The sequence below is a fragment of the Enterobacter sp. HMSC16D10 genome, from assembly GCF_001807145.1.
Classification (GTDB): domain Bacteria; phylum Pseudomonadota; class Gammaproteobacteria; order Enterobacterales; family Enterobacteriaceae; genus Enterobacter; species Enterobacter roggenkampii.
The window spans coordinates 62,857-83,401 of the sequence record NZ_KV787817.1; the positions used below are offsets into that span (position 1 = coordinate 62,857).

General features: G+C 62.3%; 20 protein-coding genes. 8 read left to right on the forward strand and 12 right to left on the reverse strand.

Annotated features, from left to right (window positions below):
- Nucleotides 1–35: 35 nt before the first annotated feature.
- From HMPREF3143_RS00545 to HMPREF3143_RS00560, 4 genes are all read right to left on the reverse strand, one after another.
- Complete coding sequence (locus HMPREF3143_RS00545; RefSeq protein ID WP_172513528.1) at nt 36–1,277, reverse strand: LVIVD repeat-containing protein; 1,242 nt, start codon at nt 1,275–1,277, stop codon at nt 36–38.
- An 83-nt stretch (nt 1,278–1,360) separates the two neighbouring features.
- The gene (locus tag HMPREF3143_RS00550) at nt 1,361–2,425 is read right to left on the reverse strand and encodes a sugar ABC transporter substrate-binding protein (RefSeq protein ID WP_070531310.1); all 1,065 of its coding nucleotides are present in this window, start codon (nt 2,423–2,425) and stop codon (nt 1,361–1,363) included.
- A 19-nt stretch (nt 2,426–2,444) separates the two neighbouring features.
- Nucleotides 2,445–3,440, reverse strand: a complete 996-nt coding sequence (locus tag HMPREF3143_RS00555; RefSeq protein ID WP_045909610.1) for an ABC transporter permease — start codon at nt 3,438–3,440, stop codon at nt 2,445–2,447.
- Nucleotides 3,437–4,939: a sugar ABC transporter ATP-binding protein gene (locus tag HMPREF3143_RS00560; RefSeq protein WP_070531313.1), complete on the reverse strand. Its 1,503-nt coding sequence runs from the start codon at nt 4,937–4,939 to the stop codon at nt 3,437–3,439. Before HMPREF3143_RS00560 ends, HMPREF3143_RS00555 begins: the two co-directional genes overlap by 4 nt.
- 159 nt (nt 4,940–5,098) lie before the next feature.
- On the opposite strand from HMPREF3143_RS00560, the gene HMPREF3143_RS00565 reads away from it, so the two are divergent.
- The 4 genes from HMPREF3143_RS00565 (at nt 5,099) to HMPREF3143_RS00580 (ending at nt 7,853) form a co-directional block, all read left to right on the forward strand.
- Nucleotides 5,099–6,187 (forward strand): oxidoreductase, encoded by a 1,089-nt coding sequence (locus HMPREF3143_RS00565; protein ID WP_070531315.1) that lies wholly within the window; start codon nt 5,099–5,101, stop codon nt 6,185–6,187.
- Between the two features lie 57 nt (nt 6,188–6,244).
- Entirely contained in the window at nt 6,245–6,988 is a 744-nt protein-coding gene (locus HMPREF3143_RS00570; RefSeq protein WP_070531318.1) for an SDR family NAD(P)-dependent oxidoreductase, read from the forward strand.
- A gap of 183 nt (nt 6,989–7,171) precedes the next feature.
- The gene (locus HMPREF3143_RS00575; protein WP_023326881.1) at nt 7,172–7,468 is read left to right on the forward strand and encodes a type II toxin-antitoxin system RelE family toxin; all 297 of its coding nucleotides are present in this window, start codon (nt 7,172–7,174) and stop codon (nt 7,466–7,468) included.
- A complete protein-coding gene (locus tag HMPREF3143_RS00580; protein WP_008500997.1) occupies nt 7,449–7,853 on the forward strand; it encodes a helix-turn-helix domain-containing protein in 405 nt (134 codons plus the stop codon). The genes HMPREF3143_RS00575 and HMPREF3143_RS00580 overlap by 20 nt, the downstream gene beginning before the upstream one ends.
- Here the strand turns inward: HMPREF3143_RS00580 and HMPREF3143_RS00585 are convergent.
- From HMPREF3143_RS00585 to entC, 7 genes are all read right to left on the reverse strand, one after another.
- A complete protein-coding gene (locus HMPREF3143_RS00585; RefSeq protein WP_006809671.1) occupies nt 7,850–8,047 on the reverse strand; it encodes a YbdD/YjiX family protein in 198 nt (65 codons plus the stop codon). The two genes, HMPREF3143_RS00580 and HMPREF3143_RS00585, sit on opposite strands and share 4 nt — an antisense overlap.
- Nucleotides 8,048–8,106: 59 nt before the next feature.
- Nucleotides 8,107–10,212: a pyruvate/proton symporter CstA gene (gene cstA, locus HMPREF3143_RS00590; protein WP_032656163.1), complete on the reverse strand. Its 2,106-nt coding sequence runs from the start codon at nt 10,210–10,212 to the stop codon at nt 8,107–8,109.
- Between the two features lie 145 nt (nt 10,213–10,357).
- On the reverse strand, nt 10,358–10,771 hold the full coding sequence (gene entH / locus HMPREF3143_RS00595; protein WP_008500995.1) for a proofreading thioesterase EntH: 414 nt from the start codon (nt 10,769–10,771) through the stop codon (nt 10,358–10,360).
- Nucleotides 10,772–11,527, reverse strand: coding sequence for a 2,3-dihydro-2,3-dihydroxybenzoate dehydrogenase EntA (gene entA, locus HMPREF3143_RS00600; RefSeq protein ID WP_087450592.1), 756 nt, complete (start codon nt 11,525–11,527; stop codon nt 10,772–10,774).
- Nucleotides 11,524–12,378, reverse strand: a complete 855-nt coding sequence (locus tag HMPREF3143_RS00605; protein ID WP_059363406.1) for an isochorismatase — start codon at nt 12,376–12,378, stop codon at nt 11,524–11,526. Before HMPREF3143_RS00605 ends, entA begins: the two co-directional genes overlap by 4 nt.
- Nucleotides 12,379–12,388: 10 nt before the next feature.
- Nucleotides 12,389–13,999: a (2,3-dihydroxybenzoyl)adenylate synthase EntE gene (gene entE / locus HMPREF3143_RS00610; protein WP_070531321.1), complete on the reverse strand. Its 1,611-nt coding sequence runs from the start codon at nt 13,997–13,999 to the stop codon at nt 12,389–12,391.
- Between the two features lie 9 nt (nt 14,000–14,008).
- A complete protein-coding gene (gene entC / locus HMPREF3143_RS00615; RefSeq protein ID WP_032674342.1) occupies nt 14,009–15,184 on the reverse strand; it encodes an isochorismate synthase EntC in 1,176 nt (391 codons plus the stop codon).
- A 188-nt stretch (nt 15,185–15,372) separates the two neighbouring features.
- On the opposite strand from entC, the gene fepB reads away from it, so the two are divergent.
- A complete protein-coding gene (gene fepB, locus HMPREF3143_RS00620; protein WP_070531324.1) occupies nt 15,373–16,332 on the forward strand; it encodes a Fe2+-enterobactin ABC transporter substrate-binding protein in 960 nt (319 codons plus the stop codon).
- Between the two features lie 77 nt (nt 16,333–16,409).
- Here the strand turns inward: fepB and entS are convergent, their stop codons facing one another.
- A complete protein-coding gene (gene entS / locus HMPREF3143_RS00625) occupies nt 16,410–17,648 on the reverse strand; it encodes an enterobactin transporter EntS (RefSeq protein ID WP_070531326.1) in 1,239 nt (412 codons plus the stop codon).
- 108 nt (nt 17,649–17,756) lie between these two features.
- Here entS and fepD point away from each other — a divergent pair, with 108 nt between their 5' ends.
- Genes fepD through fepC form a run of 3 tightly spaced genes read left to right on the forward strand, consistent with a single transcriptional unit; the run spans nt 17,757 to nt 20,541 of the window.
- Nucleotides 17,757–18,761: a Fe(3+)-siderophore ABC transporter permease gene (fepD, locus tag HMPREF3143_RS00630; protein WP_070531331.1), complete on the forward strand. Its 1,005-nt coding sequence runs from the start codon at nt 17,757–17,759 to the stop codon at nt 18,759–18,761.
- On the forward strand, nt 18,761–19,750 hold the full coding sequence (gene fepG, locus HMPREF3143_RS00635; protein WP_139145848.1) for an iron-enterobactin ABC transporter permease: 990 nt from the start codon (nt 18,761–18,763) through the stop codon (nt 19,748–19,750). The genes fepD and fepG overlap by 1 nt, the downstream gene beginning before the upstream one ends.
- Nucleotides 19,747–20,541 carry an iron-enterobactin ABC transporter ATP-binding protein gene (gene fepC, locus HMPREF3143_RS00640; protein ID WP_070531336.1) on the forward strand — a complete coding sequence of 265 codons (795 nt, stop codon included), beginning with the start codon at nt 19,747–19,749 and terminating at the stop codon, nt 20,539–20,541. Before fepG ends, fepC begins: the two co-directional genes overlap by 4 nt.
- The last annotated feature ends 4 nt before the right edge of the window (nt 20,542–20,545 follow it).

Here is a 20,545-nt window from a genome sequence, read left to right on the forward strand (position 1 = left end):
GGCCGGGTAAGGCGAAGCCGCCACCCGGCAAAAACTCACCCCAGATACTCAATCACCGACAGCCCGCCGTTATAGTCCGTGCTGTAGATAATTCCCTGCGCATCCACAAACACGTCACACGACTGGATCACCTGCGGGCGATTCGGGCGGGTATCCATCATTTTCTCCGGTGCCGCAGGCACCAGCGCACCGGTTTCCACGGGCCGATACGGATTGGAGATGTCATACGCGCGCACGCCCGCATTCTGATAGGTGGCAAAAATCAGCGTTGAACTGACAAAGCTCCCCGGCCGGTTCTCGTGCAGGTTGTGCGGGCCGAAATGCGCCCCTTTCGCCACGTAGTCGATTTCATCCGGCTGCGGGAAGGTAGAGATACTGACCGGGTTCGACGGCTCGCGGATATCAAACAGCCAGATCAGCTTCTCGCCGTCTTCCTGGTTATCGAGCACCGCTTCGTCCAGCACCACCAGCAGATCGCGGTCCGGCAGCGGCAGCGCGGTGTGCGTGCCGCCGCCAAACGGCGGACTCCAGTTACGGTGGCTAATCAGCTTCGGCTGGGTACGATCCTTCACGTCCAGCAGCGTCAGGCCGCCGTCGCGCCAGCTGCCGTACGCCGTATCGCCGGCGATAATCGCGTGGTGGAGCGCGTAGCGTTTCCCTTCCGGCCAGTTAGGCTTCTCCCCTTCTGCCTGATTCATCCCCGGCAGCCACCAGCGCCCTGCCACCTCGGGCTTACGCGGGTCGGCCAGGTCAATCGTCAGAAAGATGTAGTCGGTAAAGCCGTCGATCAGCGCCGACACGTACGCCCAGCGGCCGCCGACGTACCAGATGCGGTGAATACCGATGCCGCTCAGCGACAGAAAGCCGATTTCGCGCGGTCTGTCCGGCGTGGAGATATCAAAAACGCGAAGCCCGGCGCTCCAGCCTTTGTCCTGCACGTCGCTGACGGTCTCGCCCACCTGCCGGGTGTAGTAGACCTTCTCGTCGGCAAAACGCGCATCGGCAAACAGATCCCGGGCGTTGATGACCAGCAGGAGATCGTCATGCGCCTGGAGGTGCACGTTCCAGGTGCCGGGCGGCGCGGGAACATAGCCCGCGGGTTTCGGGTTTTTCGGGTCGCGCACGTCCACTATCGAAAAGCCCTGCGACACCATATGGCCGATCCAGGCGAAACCGCGGTGCACCATCAGCTGCACGCCGTCCGGGCGACCGCCCTGATCGCTATGGCCAATCAGCCGCATATTGCGGCTGTATTCGGGAGGGGGTAAATGAGTCACCTTGAGCTCCTTTCGCCGGGTGGCGGCTGCGCCTTACCCGGCCTACCAAACCGTAGGCCCGGTAAGCGCAGCGCCACCGGGCATTATTTTGACCTGGCTTCCAGCGTCGCAAACCACGGCGCGATAAAATCTTCCGTCTGACCCCAGCACGGAATGATTTTCCCCAGCGACGCCACGTTCACCGCGCCCGGCTGGGCGGTCAGCAGCGCCTGTGGAATAGCGGCCGCCTTAAAATCGTAGGTCGCAGGCGTGGCTTCCCCGGCAATCTTGTTCGCCACCAGACGCACGTTGGTCGCGCCAATCAGCTTCGGATCCACCGCCACGCTCACCTTCCACGGGCTGCCCGGCTCGCGCATCAGCTGCAGATCCTGGTTGGAGATGTCGATGCTGTAGAGTTTAATCTCGGTACGGCCGTTCTCTTTCAGCGCCTTATACGCGCCCTGGCTGAAGGCGTCCCAGGTTCCCCAGATGGCGTCGATTTTACCTTTCGGGTATTTCGCGAGGATCGCGCCCACCTTGTTGGCGGTGTCGCCCTGCACGTCAGAGGAGACCGCGCCGATAGACTCCAGCTCTTTGATGTCCGGGTACTGTTTTTGCAACTCTTTATACGCCGCCTGACGACGCTCCATCGGCGGGAAGCCCGCTACCCACAGCTTGACGATATTGGCCTTGCCGTTGAAATCTTTCGCCAGCTGGCCGAAGGAGAGATTAGTCAGAGAGGCATCGTCCTGCTGGGTAACGGTCACGCCCGGGATCTCGCCGTTGACGGCGGTATCAAACACGGCAACCTTAATCCCGGCGTCCACCGCCTTCTTCACCAGCGCGGTGGAGTACGGATCGCGGCCCTGAGACAGGATAATCCCGTCGTACTTCTGGCTGATGGCCTGGTTCACGAAGTCCTGGAATTTGGCGTCGTCCCCGTTGCTTAAAAAGGTGCTGACCTTAAAGCCAAGCTTCTTCCCTTCCTGAATGGCCCCGGCAATAAACTGCGTGGTGTTGTCGTCTGAGCCGAGGTTACGGATCACTGCGATGCGAATGGGGCCGTCATGGCTGGCAATGGCCGCCGGGAGCGGTGCGGGCGTGGCCGCGAAGCCAGGCAGAGCGGTGAATAACCCTAATGCCACCAAAGAGAGTGCAATCTTTTTCATTTTTTATCCCGTTGTGTTGTCAGCGTTTTTGTATGTAGGTAATCGCCAGCGCTACCGCGAGCACCAGCCCTTTTATAATGTCCATGGCGTAATACGGCACGGAGAGCATCACCAGCCCGTTCGACAGCACGCCGAGAATCACCGCCCCCACCAGGGTCCCCAGGGCATTCGGCTTGCCGGACCCGGCCAGCGAGAAGCCGATCCACGCCGCCGCCACCGCATCCATCAGATAACCGCCGCCCGCGTTCACCTGCGACGAGCCAATGCGCGAGGCCAGCAAAATCCCGCCCAGGCCCGCCAGCAGGGAGGCAATCACGTAGGCCGCCACCTTGTAGCGGGTGGTGCGAATCCCCGAGAGGCGCGCCGCTTCCGGGTTACCGCCAATGGCGTACATCCGGCGTCCGTGAGTGGTCAACGAGAGGCCAAGCTGCGCCAGCACGGTCACCACCAGCATGATGATCACAATCGTCGGCACCTGCCCCAGCAGGCTGAACGTCGCCGGAATGGTGCCTTCCGCCATGTCACCGCTCGGCAGCACCATGTTCTCGGTAATCGACCCGCCGTAGCTGTAGGTCATCGCCACACCCTGGATCACAAACAGGCTGGCCAGCGTCGCGAGCATGTCCGGAATGCGCAGGATGACGATCAGAAAGGCGTTAAACAGCCCCACCAGCGTGCAGAGCGCGAGGGTGATCAGAATCGACTCGGTGGTGCCGAAGCCGTGCCAGACGAAAAGGGAAATCACCAGTGCGTTCGCCAGCGACGCGGTCGATCCTACGGAGAGATCGAACCCGCCAATGGTCAGCGATATCGACACGCCGATGGCAATCACCGTCACGATGGCAATCGAGCGCAGAATATTGATGATGTTGTTCGGATCGAGGAAGCTGTCCGACGCCAGGCCAAAGACGGCCACCAGCGCGACGACGGTTAACAGCATGCCCCACTTGTAGAGAAAATCGAAAATCTGCTGACGGCCAGACGCCGTCGCGTTTACTGAAAGGGCCTTGCTCACGACGCCGTTCCTCCGGTTGAATAATAAAGTAGTGTCTCTTCACGGGCCTCGGCCCCGGCGATTTCCGCCACGATGCGCCCGTCCCACAGGACGCAGATGCGGTCGCACAGCCCGACCAGTTCGGCAAATTCGCCCGAGGCGTAAATCACCCCTTTGCCCTCGCGCGCCAGGCCGTCAATCAGCTGGAACAGATCGGTTTTGGCCTTCACGTCCACGCCTTTGGTCGGCTCGTCGAAGATCAGCACGCTCGCGTCATTGCGCAGCCACTTGCCGATGGCCACCTTCTGCTGGTTGCCGCCGGAGAGACGTCGCAAAACCTGCCCGGGACCGCGGGCGCGCACGCCGACGCGGGCGATCACCTCCTCAGCCCAGCGCCACGCCTGACGATGGCCGAACAGGCTCCAGCGCGAAAAGCTGTTATCGGCGCACACGGCAAGATTCATGCTCACCGGCTCGTCGATAAAAATGCCCTCTTTGCGCCGCTCTTCCGGCACCAGCGCCAGGCCGCGCAGCACCGAGTCCGCCGGGTCGCGCGGTTTCCAGTCCTGATGGTTCAGCTCGCCGTTCGCGACGCGGCTTTTACTGGCGCCAAACAGCGCCTTACAGAGTTCGGTTTTGCCCGCGCCCGCCAGCCCGGCAATGCCGAGAATTTCGCCCTTGCGCAGGTGCAGCGAGATATCTTTCAGCAGCGCGTCGTCGTGCAACCCTTCAACCCGCAGCAGCGTTTCGTCGCCGTGCGGCGGCCGCGCGGGCGGGTAGATATCGCTGAGCACGTGGCCGAGCATCTTCTCGACGATCGCTTCGCCGCTCAGATCGGCCATCGGGCCGGACTCAATCAGCTTGCCGTCGCGGAGCACCGTCAGGGTGTCGCAGATGGCCTTCAGCTCGTGAATGCGGTGGGAGATAAACACCACGCCGATGCCCTGCTGCTTTAACCGTCTCACCACCGCAAACAGGCGCTCGCTCTCGTGCGCGTCCAGCGGCGCGGTGGGCTCATCAAGAATGAGAAAACGGCAGTGGTGTGACAGGGCGCGCGCCAGCAAAATCTGCTGCTTTTCGGCAAGCGTGCAGCTGTCGATGGAGCGGCGAACGTCCAGAGAAACATCCAGCTGCGCCAGCGCCTGTCTCGCCTGCTGGCGGACGGCGCGCCAGCTGAAGCGATGCCCCGGCTGCGCCAGCTGGTCGAGCATGATGTTCTCGGCGATGCTTAATCCCGGGATCAGCGCCACGTCCACCTCCTGCTGCACGAGGTGGATCCCCAGCCGTTTGGCGTCCAGCGGCTCGCGGATGCTTACCGGCTGGTTATTAATGCAGATTTCGCCTTCATAGTGGTCGTGCGTTCCGCACAGCACCGCCATCAGCGTCGATTTCCCCGCGCCGTTGGCGCCGGTCAGCGCATGTACCGATCCGCCGGTTAAGGTGAAGTTCACGCGCGACAGCGCCTGAAAGCCGGAAAAGGCCAGGCTGATACCGCGCATCTCAAGGCGACTGGAAACCATCCGCGTAAATCCTTCATAACTCTTCTGATTTATCGAATTTTTCACAGCTCCGGTTGACTGACAACGACGGAAAAGGCATAAGTTAAAGCGAAATATTATTAGCCATCCGGATGTCCAGACATAACATCGGGTTAGCGCTTGCTAAAAAAGGACAACACCATGAGCAACACCGATATCCGCGTCGTGCCTGGCCCGGCGAACTACTTCTCCCATTCCGGAAGCCTTGCGCGTCTGAATGACTTCTTTACCCCGGAGCAGCTTTCCCGCGCGGTGTGGATTTACGGCGAGCGCGCTATCGACGGCGCGCGCCCGTTCCTGCCGGAGAGCTTTCACGCGCCGGGAGCGAAACACCTGCTTTTTAAAGGCCACTGCAGCGAGCGCGACGTCACCCATCTGGTGGACGAATCCGGCAGCGACACCAGCGTGGTGATTGGCGTCGGCGGCGGCGCGGTGCTGGATACGGTCAAGGCCGTAGCGCGTCGTCTGGGCGTGCCGTTCGTGGGCATCCCCACCATTGCCGCCACCTGCGCGGCGTGGACGCCACTCTCCGTCTGGTACAACGATGCCGGTCAGGCGCTGCAGTTTGAGATCTTCGATGACGCCAACTTCCTGGTGCTGGTGGAGCCGCAGATCATTCTCAACGCCCCGGCCGAATACCTGCTGGCGGGTATCGGCGATACGCTGGCGAAATGGTACGAAGCGGTGGTGTTGGCACCTGAGCCGGAGAACCTGCCGCTGACCGTGCGGCTTGGCCTTAACGGCGCGCTGGCGATCCGCGACGTGCTGCTGGAGCACAGTGAGGAAGCGCTGGCCGACCAGCAGCGCGGCGAACAGACGCAGGCGTTCCGGGACGTGGTGGACGCGATTATCGCCGGCGGCGGGATGGTCGGCGGTCTGGGCGAGCGCTATACCCGCGTGGCGGCGGCGCATGCGGTGCACAACGGCTTAACCGTGCTGCCGCAGACGGAAAAATACCTGCACGGCACTAAAGTGGCCTACGGCATTCTGGCCCAGAGCGCCCTGCTCGGCCAGGACGACGTGCTGGCGCAGCTGGTGGCGGCGTACCGGCGCTTTAACCTCCCGACCACGCTTCGCGCGCTGGACGTCGATATTCACAACCGCGACGAGCTGGATAAGGTGATAGCTCACACCCTGCGTCCGGTGGAGTCAATTCACTCTCTGCCGGTGACGTTAACGCCCGACGTTCTGCGCGCCGCGTTTGAGAAGGTGGAATCCTTCAGCCGTTAATCGCGCCGACAGGCTATACCTAATGATGATTCTCACCACTCTCGTCACGAGGTCATCATGCAGATCGATTTAACAGGTCAAAAGGCGCTGGTTACCGGCGCCAGCCGTGGATTGGGTCGGGCTATCGCGCTGTCGCTGGCACGCGCCGGTGCCGATGTGGTTATTACGTATGAAAAATCCGCCGATAAAGCCCAGGCGGTCGCCGATGAAATCAAGGCGCTTGGGCGGCACGGCGAAGCGATTCAGGCCGACAGCGCCAGCGCGCAGGCGATTCAGGATGCCGTCACCCATGCGGCGCGTTCCCTTGGCGGGCTGGACATTCTGGTCAACAACGCCGGGATCGCGCGAGGCGGCCCGCTGGAGTCCATGACGCTGGCGGATATTGACGCTCTTATCAACGTCAACATACGCGGCGTGGTGATCGCCATTCAGGAAGCGCTGGTGCACATGTCCGACGGCGGGCGCATCATCAACATCGGCAGCTGTCTGGCGAACCGCGTGGCGATGCCGGGTATTGCCGTTTACTCGATGACCAAGTCTGCCCTTAACTCCCTCACCCGCGGCCTGGCGCGCGATCTGGGGCCGCGCGGCATTACCGTTAACCTGGTGCATCCCGGCCCCACCAACAGCGATATGAACCCGGAAGACGGCGAACAGGCGGAAGCCCAGCGCCAGATGATTGCGGTCGGCCACTACGGCCAGCCGGAAGATATCGCGGCGGCGGTCACCTTCCTCGCCAGCCCGGCGGCCGGGCAGATCTCCGGCACAGGGCTGGATGTCGACGGCGGGTTGAACGCCTGATCGCAATCTCGCTGTAAGCCTCTGTCGCCAGGCAGAGGCGTTTCCGAGCGCTCTCGACGGTTCGCGTTTTGCCGCTTTCTCCGGTTTTTTCTCCGTTCTACAGTACCCCATAAGAAATTCGGAATTTATCTAATAGTCTTATTATTTCCTTATAATTTGTGTGGGCGTACAGTGGAGGTACGGATGAAGATTGTCTGGTCTAATGGTGCAAAAAAGGCTTTTTCCAGAATTGACGAGCGGTATCAACGCCGCATTGAGGTAAAGCTTGCCGAACTGGATGACCGCTCGGCACCCCGGCCCGATATCAAAAAAATATCGGCGACAGAAAATCATTTCCGGCTACGCGTTGGCGATTACCGCATCATCTATACGCTTCGGGACGATCCCGATAACCACTGTTATGTTTTAGCCGTCAAGCGCAGAACTTCAACGACTTACCTGCATGAGGAGAAAGCCACCTATGGCTGTTCAGCTAATTAAGGACGATAACGGTAAAACGCAGTATGTGGTTATTCCTTATCACGAATACTTCCGCATGTGCTCACAGATGGCAGAGATCGACGACGAAACCGATGACGATCTGGAGGATATTGAGGTCGAACACGATAGTCTGGATGACGTGGAGTTGCCCGGAGACGTGTGCAGCATCATGACCTGGCAGAACGTCAGCCTGCAGGCCGCGTGGCGTATCCTGCGCGGGCTATCCCAGCAGGAGGTGGCGGAGAAACTCGGCATCAGCCAGTCCGCCGTGTCACAGCTGGAAGCGCTGGACTCCCGTCCGCAAAAGCGCACCCGCGAAAAGCTGGCGGCGATCTACGGCTGTAAGCAGGAGCAGATCAGCCTCTATCTCCCGAAAGAGGGTTAACAGCACTTCGCCCCGCCCTTGCCGCCGTAGCGGGCGTCCTGGCGGTCGCGGAAAAATTCTTCGTAGGTCATGGGCGTCTGGTCCGGATGGTTGACGCGCATATGCTCGACGTAGTTGTCGTAGTCCGGCACGCCAATCATCATTTTGGCGGCCTGGCCCAGGTACTTACCGGCTTTGGAAAGGGTGTCGAACATAGTTCTGATCTCACAGGGAATGTAGGCCGGGTAAGCGCTAGCGCCACCCGGCACACGGGTTAATGCGCCCCTTTGGCCTGGGTCACAATCTCTTCCAGGTTTTCAGGCATTGGCTCATACGGCGTCTCTTTCGCCGTTGGCGCGTCGACTTTCAATGCCGCCAGCGCGGTCCTGAGAGAATACAACGCCAGCACCACGACCACCACCATAAAGAAGATGGTCAGCCCGGCGTCCAGACGGTTGTTAAACACCAGCTGCGACAGCTGCGATTCGGTGTACTGCGCCGGGATCTTGCCGCTGTCGATCATCGCCTGGAACTTGTTGGCGATCGCCAGGAAGCCCACCTTGTTATCCGGGCTGAAGGCCTTCTGCCAGCCCGCCGTCAGGGTACAGACCAGCAGCCACGCGGTCGGCACCAGCGCCACCCACGCGTAACGCTGGCGCTTCATCTTGAACAGCACCACCGCGCAGAGCATCAGCGCCATGCCCGCCAGCATCTGGTTGGCGATACCGAACAGCGGCCACAGGGTGTTGATCCCGCCCAGCGGATCGACCACGCCCTGATGCAGGAAGTAGCCCCACGCCAGCACGCACAGCGCCGTCGCCAGCAGGTTAGCCGGGAGCGAATCGGTCCGCTTCAGGTTCGGGGAGATGACGCCCAACAGATCCTGCAGCATAAAGCGCGCCGCACGGGTTCCCGCATCCACCGCCGTCAGGATAAACAGCGCTTCAAACAGAATGGCGAAGTGATACCAGAACGAGACGTCCATCAGCCCGCCCAGCGCGCCGTGCAGGATGTAGGCCATGCCGACCGCCAGCGTCGGCGCCCCGCCCGCGCGGGAGATAATCGACTGCTCGCCCACTTCGCTGGCGATGCTCGTCAACGTTTCAGGCGTAATCGCAAAGCCCCAGCCGCTCACCACCTGCGCGGCGGAAGCCACCACGTCAACGGTGCCCGCCGGAGCCAGGACCGCCATCGGGCTGTTCATCGCGAAATACACGCCCGGGTCGATAATACAGGCGGATACCAGCGCCATGATGGCGACGAAAGACTCCATCAGCATGCCGCCGTAGCCAATCAGGCAGGCCTGATTTTCATTCGCCAGCATCTTCGGCGTCGTCCCGGAGGCGATCAGCGCGTGGAAGCCCGACACCGCACCGCAGGCGATGGTAATAAACAGGAACGGGAACAGATTGCCGGTCCAGACCGGGCCGGTACCGTCGATAAATTTGGTTAACGCCGGCATGGTCAGCGTTGGGCGCATAATCAGAATACCGATTGCCAGCCCGACAATGGTGCCGATTTTCAGGAAGGTAGAGAGGTAGTCACGCGGGGCCAGCAGCAACCATACCGGCAGCACCGCCGCCACAAAGCCGTAGCCCACCAGCATCCAGGTCAGCTGTACGCCGGTAAAGTCGAAGAACGGCGCCCAGGTCGGGCTTTCCGCCACCCAGCCGCCGGAGATAATGGCGAACACGAGGAATACCAGGCCAATCACCGACACTTCACCAATGCGGCCCGGACGCAGGTAGCGGATGTAGATCCCCATGAACAGCGCCAGCGGAATGGTAAAGGCAACGGTATAGGTTCCCCACGGGCTGTGGGTCAGCGCTTTCACCACGATCATCGCCAGCACCGCGAGGATGATCACCATGATCATAAAGGTCGCCACCAGCGCAATCACCCCGGCGGTCGCCCCCATCTCCTCTTTCACCAGCTCACCCAGCGAACGTCCGTCGCGGCGGGTAGAGACGAACAGCACCATAAAGTCCTGCACCGCCCCCGCCAGCACCACCCCGGCGAGGATCCAGATCATACCCGGCAGGTAACCCATCTGCGCCGCCAGCACCGGCCCCACCAGCGGGCCTGCCCCGGCAATCGCCGCAAAATGGTGACCGAACAGCACTTTCTTGTCGGTCGGCACATAGTCCAGACCGTCGTTATGGCGGACGGCAGGCGTCATGCGCGTTGCATCAACGCCCAGGACGTTCCTGGCGATATAGCGGCCATAAAAACGATAGGCGATCAGGTAAACGCAGACCGAGGCAACGACGATCCAGAGCGCGTTGATCTGCTCTCCCCGGTTGAGGGCGATATAGCCCAGGGCAAAAGCTCCCACAACGGAGAGCCCTGCCCATGTAAGGTATTTCCCTGAGTTGTTCATAGTTGTTGTCCGTTGTCGTGAAACAGTGAGATGTTACATTTTGTTTCTAGAACAACCGGAAAAATTTAACAACTTTGAAACGCAATAATGTGTGGTCAAACCAGAGATTTACACCACAGTGTTAAGCCGATCACTTTGATCTGAGTTAGCCCAGCACCATCGTGCTTAACCGGCAGGTACAGCACCGCCGCCCCTGCTCGTCGAAGACCCCAATCTCCCAGCTCTGGCTCGAACGCCCAAGATGCAGCGGCTGACACACGCCGCGAACCTTGCCGTGGGATACCGCCCGATGATGCGTGGCGTTCAGCTCCGTTCCCACCACGCTCTGCCCGTCGCGGGTCATCAGAAATCCGGCCATTGAGCCGAGCGTTTCCGCCAGCGCCGCCGAGGCCCCGCCGTGCAGCAGGCCAAACGGCTGATGGGTACGCGCATCCACCGGCATCTCCGCTTCCAGCGCGTCATCCCCGAGGCGGGTATAGACGATGCCCAGGTTCGCCACCAGGGTATTCACGCTGGTGGCGTTCAGCTCCTCAAGCGATAAATGACGTTTCCAGATCATTTACGCCCCCAGCGTGGAGCCGCCGTCCACCACGATATCCTGCAGGGTGATGTGGCTGGCGGCATCGGAGGCAAGGAACAGCACGGTCGCAGCTATCTCCTGCGGACGGGCAATTTTGCCCAGCGGGATGCCGAGCTTAAACTGCTCGCCGAAGCCGCGAATGCGCTGCTGCTCCGCATCGTCGCTTTTCCACAGGGTGCGCTGCATGTCGGTGTCCGTTGAGCCCGGCGACACCAGATTGCAGCGTACGCCGCTGCCCGCCAGCTCCAGCCCGACGGTCAGGGCCAGGCTTTTCAGCGCCGCTTTCGATGCGCCGTAGGCGCTCATGCCGATGCGCGGCGCGTGCGCCGCGTCGGACGCCACGGTAACAATCGCCCCGCCCTGCTGACGGCGGAACTGGCCCATCGTCAGCTGGAACAGGTTGAATGCGCCGCCGACGTTGACCGCAAAGGTCTGCTGCCAGTCTTCCTGCGAGAGCTGGTCCGTCGCCCCCATGCGCAGGATGCCCGCCGCGTTGACCAGCACGTCCAGGCGGTCGAGCGAAGCCAGCACCCGCCCGCACACCTCCTGCACCTGCCCGGCATCCGCCACGTCAAGCGTTTCGGTGGCAAACGGATAGTCATCCTGCGGGAAGGCCAGATCGAAGCCGGTCACCTGCGCGCCGGCTTCGGCAAACGCCAGTGCGGTCGCGTAGCCAATCCCCTTCCCCGCGCCCGTCACCCAGACGGTTTTGCCGGTGAAATCAAACACCATCACTTCACCTCGCGGGAGAGCAGCGCCCACCAGGCGTCGAGGGTCGGATTTTTGGCCAGCATCACGAAATCGATATCGCCGTGTACTTTGCGCCAGCGGGCGGCCAGCGCCATCATGCGCACTGAATCCAGGCCGTAGTCGATCAGGTTTTCGTCATCCATCGGCTCGTCGGACTCGTCCAGGAGCGGCAGGATCAGCGCGCGCAGCGCGGCCTTCGAGGCCGGAACGGACGGCAGCAGCTCGTCGGTCATCACCACGCGGCCCGAGCGTCCTGCAACGTAGTTCAGCGACATCAGGTGCTCGTCGCGGGTGAAGTCCGCCAGCGCGTCGGCAATGAAGAACGGCTTAATGTCGCGCATAAAGGCGTCGGTGGCGGTGGTCATGCAGCCGATGTGGGCGTAAACGCCGGTAATCAACAGCTGGTTGCGCCCCGTCTCCTTCAGCATCTGCTCCAGCGGCGAGCGGTGGAACGCGCTGTAGCGCCACTTCACCAGCACCGTGTCCGCTTCATCCGGCGCCAGCTCGGCAACGATGCGCTGCTGCTCCGGCGAGCGGGTGAGGCCCGGCCCCCACATGTCGTTCAGCAGGGCGCGGTCTTCATCGCTCTGCTCTTTCGGCTGCGCGGTGTAGTACACCGGGATATTGTGTTCTTTGCAGTACGCGCGCAGTCTGGCGATGTTCGCGACTACCTGCTGCATCATGTCGCTATTTTCGCCCCAGAAGTTCAGGAAATACTCCTGCATATCGTGGATCAGCAGCGCGGCGCGCTCGGGCTCAAACGCCCAGTTCACCTTGCTGGTCGGCAGCTCTGCGGCGGTCGGCAGCGCGTAAGCGGTTAATTTTGGAATGGCCATACTCTTTTCCTCAGCCCCGGGCGCGTTCAGCAAGCCACAGGCGCAACTGTTTCTTATCAACTTTGCCGACCGGCGTCAGCGGGAGCGCATCCACGCTCTCCACGCGGTCCGGCAGCTTAAATTCGGCGACGCCCTGCTCGCGCAGGAAGCGACGCACCTCGACCGCGCGCAGGGGCTGTTTCACCACCAGATACGCGCAGCTCTTCTCGCCCAGCAGGCTGTCCTCCATGCTCACCAGCGCGGCGTGGATCACCGACTCATGGCGCAGCAGCAGGTTCTCGATCTCCTCGGCGGCGATCTTCTCGCCGCCGCGGTTGATCTGATCTTTCTCGCGCCCCTGCACGGTGATGTAGCCCTGCTCGTCAATGGCGATCAGATCCCCGGAGCAGTAAAAGCCGTCGGCGTCGAAGGCGCTGGCGTTGTGTTCCGGGCTGTTGAAATAGCCGCGGAAGGTGTACGGGCCCCGCGTCATCAGGCGTCCGACCTCCCCACGCGGCAGCGGGTTGCCGTGCTCGTCCGCCACCCACACTTCGTCGTCCGGGCACATCGGGCGGCCCTGGGTGTTGATGATGCGTTCCGGGGCGTCGTCGAGCGCGGTGTAGTTCACCAGCCCTTCCGCCATGCCGAACACCTGCTGCAGCTGGCAGCCGATCTCCACCGGAATACGCGCCGCGAGCGTGGCGGAAAGGCGCGCGCCGCCCACCTGCAGCAGCTTCAGTGATTTAAGCTGCGCGCTGTCCGCCCCGTCGGCAATCGCCTGCAGCCAGAGGCTGACGGCAGGCGGCACCAGCGAGGTGACGTTAATCTGATGCTGTCCAATCAGCGGGAAGCAGAGCGTGGCGCTCGGATCGTTCGCCAGCACCACGCAGCCGCCCGCGGTAAAGACGCCTAACGACCCCGGCGAGCTCATGGCGTAGTTGTGCGCCGCAGGGAGCGCGTTCAGGTAACGCGTTTCGGCGGTAATGCCGCAGATCTCGTTGCTGCGACGAATGCTGTAGTCATAGTCGTTGTGCGTTCGCGGGATCAGCTTCGGCGTGCCGGTGCTGCCGCCGGAGAGCTGGAAGAACGCCACTTCGTCGGCGGGCGTCGGGTTCGGGATGAAGTTGTCCGCGGGACGCGCAATCGCCGCGTCCAGGGCATGTTCACCCTTATCGCCGCGCAGCAGCACGACGCGTACCGAACGGTGTTCACCCACGAAAGCGTTGAGGAAGTCATCGCCCGCAAACAGCGCGTGGTCGCGATCGGCGATCAGCACGGCGGGTTTGATCTGCGCCGCGTAGGCGTTCAGCTCGCTGCGCTGATGGCTAAAGAGCGCGTTCACCGGCGCGACGCCGATTTGCAGCAGCGCGAAAAAGGTCATGTAGAACTCGGCCACGTTGCCAAGCTGCACCAGCGCCGTCTCGCCGCGCTGCAATCCTCGCGCCTGAAGGGCTGAGGCCAGGTTGTTTACGGCCTGATTCAGCGCGCGGTAGGTAATGCGGCGATCGCCATCGATAATCGCCACCGCATCGCTGTCCGCCCGATCCGTCAGGATGTGGGTCAACGGCAGATCCTGCCAGTAGCCTTTTTCACGGTAGCGGCGGGCAAAATCCTCAGGCCAGCGGGTAAAGGGAATGGTCATGAGTCTTCCTTAGTGCAAACCAAAAACGTTAAGCATGGTGGAGAGCTTCACGCCCGTCTCGCGCCACTCGCCCACCGGGGAGGAGGCAGGCACAATGCCCGCACCGGCAAACAGGCGAACGGTATTTTCGCGAAGACGCGCGCAGCGGATGGTCACCACCCACTCGCCGTTGCCTTCGCTGTCGCACCAGCCAACGATGCCGCCGAACAGCTCGCGGTCGAACGGCTCCAGCTCGGCAATCAGCTCTTTCGCCGCCTGATGCGGGAAGCCGCTCAGCGCCGGGGTCGGGTGCAGCAGGCAGGCCAGCGTCAGGGCGTTCTCGTTTTCACGCGCCTCGCCTTCTACCGGCGTTGCCAGATGCCACAGCGTCGGCGTGGTAATCAGCTGAGGAGAATCAGGCATGCTGAGATGGTGGCTGCGCGGTGCCAGAATGGCCTTCATCGCCTGGGTGACCAGGTCGTGCTCGTGACGGTCCTTTTCGGAGGCCAGCAGCTTGTTGCCCGCCTCGCGATCCAGCACATCGTCAGGCTGACGGCGCGCGGAGCCCGCCAGCGGCAGCGAGCTAAAGTGCGCTCCCTCTTTGCGCAGCAGCAGCTCCGGGCTGGCGCCCAGCAGCACCCCGCCGTCTTCCAGCGGCACGTGGAAGTTGAAGCTCGCCGGGTTCTGGGCGATCAGGCGCTCCATCAGAGCGCCGCTGTCCAGGCGTTTGTCGGTCGCGATATCAATCAGGCGCGACAGGACCACCTTGTTCACCTGCGGCGTGGCGGTCAGCGACGCGGCGCGAGCGACCATCTCTTCGAAGACGGGCTGCGGCGGGATCTCGGTGCGTTGTGCCACCTTCAGGGCCTGCGCGCCGGAAAAATAACGTGCGGACTGCTGACGTGCGGGACGGGAAAAGGTCTCCCAGCGTTGCGGAATAAACAGCGACGAGGGCTTGCGGGTGTCGAACGGGATCGCCCCCACCATCACCGGGTGAGCAATACCGCTGGCTTTTGCCGTGCGGAAGGCCTGGGCTAATTTTTGCTGGAAGCGACCCGCCGGATCGTCACCGCCGACGGCGGGTTCACTGAAGCGGGCAAAGCAGCCGGACGTGGTAAAGCTGCGGTAAGGCGACATAAAGAAAAAACGGTCTGATTCCAGCGTGGTTGCGGCGTGCTGAACTTCCTCAGCCAGGGACGTATCCATATCATCCTCCTCAAAATGATAAAAGAAGCAATAATGATTATCATTTATATTTTCGTCGGCTAACCTAATCCCACATCGCTTCGCTGTCAACCGTCGGGCAAATAACTTGTGCGACAAAAGCTTGCATCCCGTTGCGGCAAATATGAAAATGAGAAGCATTATCTCCAACAAAAACAGGATCCCGCGCTGTGAAATTCCCTGCCGTTTTCCGTAATCCCCTGCTTTTATTATCACTTTTTGTTTCAGGACTTACCTCAGCCGCTGCCGCCGACTGGCCCCGTCAGGTGACCGACAGCCGCGGCGTTCACACGCTTGAGAGCAAACCGACGCGCATTGTCTCCACCAGCGTGACCTTAACCGGCTCCCTGCTGGCCATTGACGCACCGGTCGTCGCCAGCGGCGCGACCACGCCGAACAACCGCGTGGCGGATGGACAGGGTTTCCTGCGCCAGTGGGGCGATATCGCGAAGCAGCGCAAGGTTGCCCGGCTGTATATCGGCGAGCCGAGCGCTGAAGCGGTGGCCGCGCAAATGCCGGACCTGATTTTGATCAGCGCCACCGGCGGGGATTCCGCGCTGGCGCTGTACGATCAGCTTTCCGCCATTGCGCCGACGCTTATCATCAACTACGACGACAAGAGCTGGCAGGCGCTGCTGACCCAGCTGGGCGCGATCACCGGACACGAAAAGCAGGCCGCCGGGCGCATTGCCGCGTTTGATAAACAGCTCGCGCAGGTGAAACAGCAGATGACGCTGCCGCCGCAGCCGGTGAACGCCATCGTCTACACCGCCGCCGCGCATTCCGCCAACCTGTGGACCGCCGAATCGGCGCAGGGCAAACTGCTGCACCAGCTGGGCTTTACGCTGGCGGACCTGCCTGCCGGGTTGCAGACCTCAACAAGCCAGGGCAAGCGCCACGACATTATCCAGCTGGGCGGTGAAAACCTGGCGACGGGGCTGAACGGCGAAGGGCTGTTTGTGTTTGCCGGTGACGAGAAAGACGTGGCGGCGATTTACGCTAACCCGCTGCTGGCGCACCTGCCGTCGGTAAAAAACAAGCGCGTATGGGCGTTGGGAACCGAGACGTTCCGCCTGGATTATTACAGCGCGATGCTGGTGTTACAGCGTTTGAATGCGATGTTTAAATAACAAGCACGTTCCCCGTAGGCCCGGTAAGCGCAGTGCCACCGGGCGTTTTGTCGGGTGGCGGCTCCGCCTTACCCGACCTACAAGGTCAACACTCTCTCCTGCCTGAACCGCCGCAATTCCGCTAATACCATCAACAAAATCCCGCCAACTATCGCAAGTACAAACCCGCTGCTGCTCGCGGACGCCGCCGGGGTCATTATTGCCCCCAGCCCGCCGAGGATCGCCGCGCCAATGGCATCGCCCGTGACGTTCTGCGCGGTCCACAGGCCGTTAATGCGCCCGAGCATTCCTTCCGGCGTCTGGGTCTGGATCAGGGTGTACTGCAGCAGCGAGCTGATGGCGCTCAGCCAGCCGAAGATCACCAGACACATCACCCCCAGCACCCAGACCGGCATCAGGCTGAAGAAGCCAATGGCGATAAACGAGGCCAGCGTGGCAAGCAGCATAATCAACCCCGGCCGCGCGCTCTGCGCCAGGTTGCCGCTGATGAGCGCCCCGCAGGCCGCACCGAGCGGAATGGCGGCGTAGAGAATGCCTATTTCCGAGGCGCTCATCTGCCACTCGCCCGACAGCGCCGGGTAGAGCACGCGCACGGCGCTCGCCATCGTCAGCAGGCCGCCGAGCAGCGCAATCCCGCCAATCAGCGGGTTGCTGAACAGGAAACGAATCGCGGCCATCAGGGACTTCAGCGGATGCTCGCGCGGCTGCGGCGGAGGTGGCAGCAGCGGCAGGCGCAGCAGCGTCAGCGTGGTGATAAACGTCCCCGCCGCGGCCAGGCCGTAGTTCCACGCCACGTTGCCGGTTGCCAGCAGCAGGCCGCCAACCATCGGCGAAATCACCGAGCCGAGGCGCACGGTGAGCATGGTGATCGCCCCCGCCTGCATCAGGTTCTCGCGCCCGACCAGCGCGGGCGTCGCCGCCAGCAGCGCCGTCACGCCTAAGGAGGCAAAAAAGCCGTCCCACAGCCCGAGGGCATAAATGGCCATCAGCGACGGCTCCGGCAGCATGGCGTTCAGACACAGCCCGATAAAGCCCACGCCGCAGGTGCCGCGCGCCAGCAGGATCAGCTTTTTACGCTCGTAGCGGTCCGCCAGCACGCCGCCGACCATAAGACCGATAAACATCGCCCCGCCGGTTAACGTCACCGATAACCCCACCAGCCAGCTGGAGTGGGTCATCGTCTGGATCTGTACCGGCACGGCCACGCCGAGCAGGCCGAGGGACAAAATGGAGATAAAGCGGGCAATAAACACGGCGCGATACGCCGGGTGCGTTTTAAGCAGGCTGAGGTTGAGCAGCCAGGATTTTTGATTCATGACAAAGCCTTGAGTGTAATTCTACCCATTCCATGGGCGCACATGCTAACATAGCCAAATAAGATAGATAACGATAATCACTATCATTATCAAATCATGGATGTTGCTATGTCGTTTTCCTCATCTTCGGTGCGCGCCGTTGCTGTGCCCGTTTTATTGCTGCTGTTGATCCTGGCGATTGCACTCAGCCTGCTGGTCGGCGCGAAGCCGCTTCCCGCGTCCGTCATCGTTGATGCGCTTACTGGCACCTGCCAAAGCGCTGACTGCACTATCGTGCTCGACGCTCGCCTGCCCCGCACCCTTGCTGGACTGCTGGCCGGCGGCGCGCTCGGCCTTGCCGGTGCCCTGATGCAAACCCTCACCCGCAACCCGCTGGCGGACCCCGGCATTCTCGGCGTGAACGCCGGCGCCAGCTTTGCCATCGTGCTGGGCGCGGCGCTGTTCGGCTTCACCTCTCCGTCTGAGCAGCTGGTAATGGCCTTCTGCGGCGCGCTGGTCGCCTCTCTGGTGGTGGCGTTTACCGGCAGCCAGGGCGGTGGGCAGCTGAGCCCGGTACGCCTGACGCTGGCGGGCGTGGCGCTCGCGGCGGTGCTGGAAGGCTTATCTAACGGCATCGCCCTGCTCAACCCGGACGTCTACGACCAGCTGCGCTTCTGGCAGGCCGGCTCGCTGGATATCCGCACCCTTGAAACCCTGAAAGTGGTGGCGATCCCGGTGATGATTGCCGCCGCCGTGGCGCTGTGTTTAAGCCGGGCGCTGAACAGCCTGAGCCTCGGCAGCGACACCGCCACCGCGCTCGGCAACCGCGTCGCGCGCACGCAGCTGATTGGCCTGCTGGCCATCACCGTCCTGTGCGGCAGCGCGACCGCCGTGGTCGGGCCAATCGCCTTTATCGGCCTGATGATGCCGCACATGGCGCGCTGGCTGGTAGGGGCGGATCACCGCTGGTCTCTGCCGGTCACGCTGCTGGCGACGCCTGCCCTGCTGCTGTTTGCCGACGTGCTGGGCCGCCTGCTGGTGCCGGGTGAACTGCGCGTCTCGGTGGTCAGCGCCTTTATCGGCGCACCGGTGCTGATTTTCCTGGTGCGCCGTAAACGCGGAGGTGGCGCATGATGGCCCCGTCCCGTCGTTTAGTCACCAGCGTCTCCCTGCTGGTCGTCGCCAGTCTGCTGCTGGCGGTCTGGAGCCTGCAAAGCGGTGCCGTAACGCTTGATTTCGCGCAGGTCTTTCACGCTCTCACCGGCAGCGCGCCGCGTAACATCACCATGGTGGTCACCGAATGGCGACTGCCGCGCGTGGCGATGGCAATCCTGGTCGGCGCGGCGCTCGGCGTCAGCGGCGCGATATTCCAGTCGCTGATGCGCAACCCGCTCGGCAGCCCGGACGTGATGGGCCTCAATACCGGGGCCTGGAGCGGCGTGCTGGTGGCGATGGTGCTGTTCGGCCAGCACCTGACGGCCATTACCTTCACGGCGATGGCGGGCGGCATTCTGACGTCGCTGGTTATCTGGCTGCTGGCCTGGCGCAACGGTATCGACACCTTCCGGCTGATCATTATCGGTATCGGCATCCGTGCGATGCTGATGGCCTTTAACACCTGGCTGCTGCTGCAGGCCTCGCTGGAAACGGCGCTTTCCGCCGGGCTGTGGTACGCAGGTTCTCTCAACGACCTGACGTGGGGCAAAACCTGGCCCGCCGCGCCGCTGATTGTGCTGATGTTTATCGGCGCGCTGCTGCTGGTGCGACGCATGCGGCTGCTGGAGATGGGCGACGACAGCGCCTGCGCGCTGGGGGTGAGCGTCGAACGCTCGCGCCTGATGCTGATGCTGGTGGCGGTATTGCTGACCGCCGCCTCCACCGCCATCGCCGGGCCGATCTCGTTTATCGCCCTTGTCGCGCCGCATATCGCACGACGTCTAAGCGGGACGGCGCGCTGGGGATTAACTCAGGCGGCGCTGTGCGGCGCGCTGTTACTGCTGGCCGCCGATCTCTGCGCCCAGCGGCTGTTTATGCCTTACCAGCTTCCGGTGGGCGTGGTGACCGTCAGCCTCGGCGGCATTTACCTTATCGTCTTGCTCGTTCAGGAGTCACGCAAGAAATGACAGACACAACCACCCGCTTGCGCGGCGAAAACCTCACCCTCGGCTACGGCAAAAAAATCATTGCCCGTGACTTATCCGTTGCCATTCCGGACGGCCACTTCACCGCGATTATCGGGCCGAACGGCTGCGGTAAATCGACCCTGCTGCGCACCCTGAGCCGCCTGATGACGCCGGCTGAGGGCAGCGTGTTCCTCGACGGGGAGCAGATCCAGCGCTTCGCCAGCAAAGAGGTGGCCAGGCGCATCGGGCTGCTGGCGCAAAACGCCACCACGCCGGGGGACATCACGGTGCAGGAGCTGGTCTCGCGCGGGCGCTACCCGCACCAGCCGCTGTTTACCCGCTGGCGCAAGGAAGATGACGAGGCGGTGAACCGCGCGATGCGGGCGACGGGCATCACCGATCTCGCCCAGCAGAGCGTGGACACCCTTTCCGGCGGCCAGCGTCAGCGGGCGTGGATTGCGATGGTGCTGGCGCAGGAAACGTCGATCATGCTGCTGGACGAGCCGACAACCTGGCTCGACATCAGCCACCAGATTGATCTGCTGGAGTTGCTGAGCGAGCTGAACCGCACGCAGGGCTATACTCTGGCGGCGGTGCTGCACGATTTAAACCAGGCGTGCCGTTACGCCACGCACCTGATTGCCTTGCGCGACGGGGAGATTGTGGCGCAGGGTACGCCGAAAGAGATTGTCACGCCGGAGCTGATCGCGCGGATCTACGGTATGCGCTGCATGATTATTGACGATCCGGTGGCGGGAACGCCGCTGGTGGTGCCGTTAGGTCGGCGGTAATTGC